The sequence below is a fragment of the Streptosporangium sp. NPDC002607 genome, assembly GCF_053592655.1.
The window spans coordinates 1-3,364 of the sequence record NZ_JBSFWD010000144.1 but is presented as its reverse complement, the minus strand read 5'-3'; the positions used below and the strand labels follow the sequence as shown (position 1 = coordinate 3,364).

At 71.4% G+C, this 3,364-nt stretch carries 1 protein-coding gene; it reads left to right on the top strand.

From position 1 onward, the window contains the following. Positions 1-6 precede the first annotated feature (6 nt). A partial coding sequence (locus ACWD3H_RS47485) for a type I polyketide synthase (protein ID WP_451959775.1) occupies positions 7-3,364 on the top strand: 3,358 nt, incomplete at its 3' end.

Genomic DNA, 3,364 nt, shown 5'->3' with positions numbered 1-3,364 from the left:
CCGGCGGTGACGGTGGACACCGCCTGCTCGTCGTCGCTGGTGGCGCTGCATCTGGCGGCCCAGGCGCTGCGCTCGGGGGAATGCTCGCTGGCGCTCGCCGGTGGGGTGACGGTCATGGCCACGCCCGACACCTTCATCGACTTCTCCCGCCAGGGCGGTCTCAGCTCTGACGGGCGGTGCAAGGCGTTCTCCGACAGCGCCGATGGGGTGGGCTGGTCGGAGGGCGTGGGTGTGCTGGTGCTGGAGCGGCTGTCGGACGCGCGGCGCAACGGCCACCAGGTGCTTGCGGTGGTGCGCGGGTCTGCGGTCAACCAGGACGGCGCGTCCAATGGTCTGACCGCGCCGAATGGCCCGTCGCAGCAGCGGGTGATCCGCCAGGCGCTGGCCGGGGCGGGGTTGTCCTACGCGGATGTCGACGTGGTGGAGGCGCACGGGACCGGGACGACATTGGGTGACCCGATCGAGGCGCAGGCCCTGCTGGCCGCCTACGGGCAGGACCGGCCGGAGGACCGTCCGCTGTTGCTGGGGTCGATCAAGTCGAACATCGGTCACACCCAGGCGGCCGCCGGTGTGGCAGGTGTGATCAAGATGGTCATGGCGATGCGCGAGGGCGTGGTGCCGCGCACGTTGCATGTGGTCGCGCCGTCGTCGCATGTGGACTGGAGCGAGGGCGCGGTCGAGCTGGTGACCGAGCCGGTGGAGTGGCCGGAGGCCGGTCGTGCGCGCCGGGCGGGTGTGTCGTCGTTCGGGATCAGCGGCACCAACGCCCACGTGATCATCGAACAGGCCCTGGAGGTCGCAACCGAGGAGGCTCCGCAAGGACCGGAGGCTTCACGAATCGGGGCGGAGCCAGGTGCGGAGGACCAGGCGTCGGCTACCGGTGTGGTGCCGGTGCTGGTGTCGGGCCGTACGGCTGGGGCGCTGCGGGCACAGGCCGAGCGTCTGGCCGCGCACGTGGAGGGCCACGATGAGCTGGCCTTGGCCGATGTGGCGTTCTCGCTGGCCACGACGCGGTCGGCGTTCGAGCGTCGTGCGGTGGTGGTGGGTGCTGATCGTACGGAGTTGGTGCGGGGTCTGGCCGCGGTGGCCGAGGGTACGCCGGCTGCGGGTGTGGTGACCGGTTCGGCGCGGGGAGCGGCCAAGGTCGCATTCCTGTTCACCGGCCAGGGCAGTCAGCGGGCGGGGATGGGCCGGGAGCTGTATGAGCGGTTTCCGGTGTTCGCGGCGGCGTTGGATGAGGTGATCGCCGAGCTTGACCCGCTGCTGGAGGGGTTCGACCAGGAGCCGGATGGCGCGTCGGTTGAGCGGGCAGGTCGTTACCGGGGCTGTTCGCTGCGGGAGGTGATCTTCGCCGAGCCGGGCAGCGAGTTGGCGGGGTTGCTGGATCTGACGGGGTGGGCGCAGCCGGCGTTGTTCGCGGTGGAGACGGCGCTGTTTTGGTTGGTGTCCTCGTGGGGGGTGCGGCCGGACGTGCTGGCCGGGCATTCGATTGGGGAGATCACCGCTGCGCATGTGGCGGGGGTGTTGTCGCTGGCCGATGCGTGTGTGCTGGTGGCGGGTCGGGCGCGGTTGATGCAGGCGCTGCCTGCCGGTGGGGCGATGGTGTCGGTGCGGGCGTCTGAGGAGGAGGTCGCCGAGCTGCTGGCCGGGCGTGAGGGTGAGGTGTCGGTCGCGGCGGTGAACGGTCCGGCCTCGGTGGTGATCTCCGGGGTGGAGGAGGCGGTCCTCGGTATCGCGGCCGTGCTGGAGGAGCGCGGGGTGCGGACGCGGCGGTTGCGGGTGTCGCATGCGTTCCATTCGCCGTTGATGGATCCGATGCTGGAGGACTTCCGCGCGATCGCCGGGACGCTCACCTACAACTCGCCGCGCATCGCCATCGTGTCCACCCTGACCGGGGAAGCGGCCACGGCGGAGCAGTTGTGCTCGCCGGACTACTGGGTGGACCAGGTGCGCCAGGCCGTACGGTTCGCCGACGGAATCCGGACGCTGCATGCTCAAGGAGTGCGGGCCTACCTGGAGCTCGGCCCCGACGGGGTGCTCACAGCGATGGCTCAGGACACCCTCACCGCGGAGAACGAAGCCGATGCGGGCTCTGACCCGGGGGCGGACGCGGTGCTGGTGCCGGTGCTGCGCGGGGGCCAGGACGAGCAGAAGACGATCGTGATGGCGCTGGCCGGGTTGCACGTGCGCGGGGTTCTCCTTGATTGGCGTGCGGTGTTGCCGGGTGGGCGGTGGGTGGAGCTGCCCACGTATGCCTTCCAGAAGGAGCGGTTCTGGCCGAGTGGTCGGCGGGGCGGGGATGTGCGAGGTCTGGGGCTTGAGACGGTGCTGCACCCGTTGCTGGGGGCGGTGATGGTGTCGCCGGAGTCCGGTGGGGTGGTCTTGACCGGGCGGTTGTCGGCGTCGGCCCATCCGTGGATGGGTGATTACGAGGTTCTGGGACGGGTGCTGATGCCCGGGGCGGGGTTCGTGGAGCTGGTGGTCCGCGCGGGTGACGAGGTCGGTTGTGCGGTGCTGGAGGAGCTGGCGCTGCAGGCACCGCTGGTGCTGCCCGAGACCGGTGGGGTGCGGGTCCAGGTGGTCGTCGACGGCCCCGGTGCGGCCGGCAGGCGCGCGGTCCGGGTGTATTCCCGAGCCGACGAGCGGGCGGGCGGTGAGTGGACGCTGCACGCTCAGGGAGTGCTGGCGGAGCGGGCGGCCGAACCGGGGTTCGATCTGGTGCAGTGGCCGCCGGCGGGGGCGGCCGAGGTGGACGTGGCGGGAGCGTATGAGCGGCTGGCCGAGATCGGCTATGGCTACGGGCCGGCGTTTCAGGCGTTGCGGGCGGCGTGGCGGCGGGGACAGGAGTTGTTCGCCGAGGTCGTTTTGGGGGAGCGGACGGCTGCGGAGGCGGGGCGGTTCGGGGTGCATCCGGCGCTGCTGGACGCGGCGATGCACGTGTCGCTGATCGATCCCTCGGGCGTGGCGAGCGGCGGGCGGGCGGTGTTGCCGTTCGTGTGGCGGCAGGTGGTGCTGCACGCCTCGGGTGCCTCGACGCTGCGGGTGCGGGTGCGGCATTCGGGTGAGCACACGCTGAGCTTGGATGTGGCCGATGAGAACGGTCGGCCGGTGCTGTCGGCGGGGTCGATGGTGGGGCGTCCGGTGTCGGCGGAGCAGTTGGGCGCGGCAGCGGAGCAGCCTCTGTTCCAGGTGGCGTGGAATCCGATCGAGACGCCCGCGACCGCCGGTGCGGCGCGGGTGAGGGAGTGGTCCGCTTCTCTTGGTGCGGGTGTCGATGCCGCCGCTGATTCGGTTGTGGTGGTGGATTGCACGGCACGGCCGGCCGGTGAGACGCCGGAGGTGGTGCGCTCGGTGGTCGGTGGCG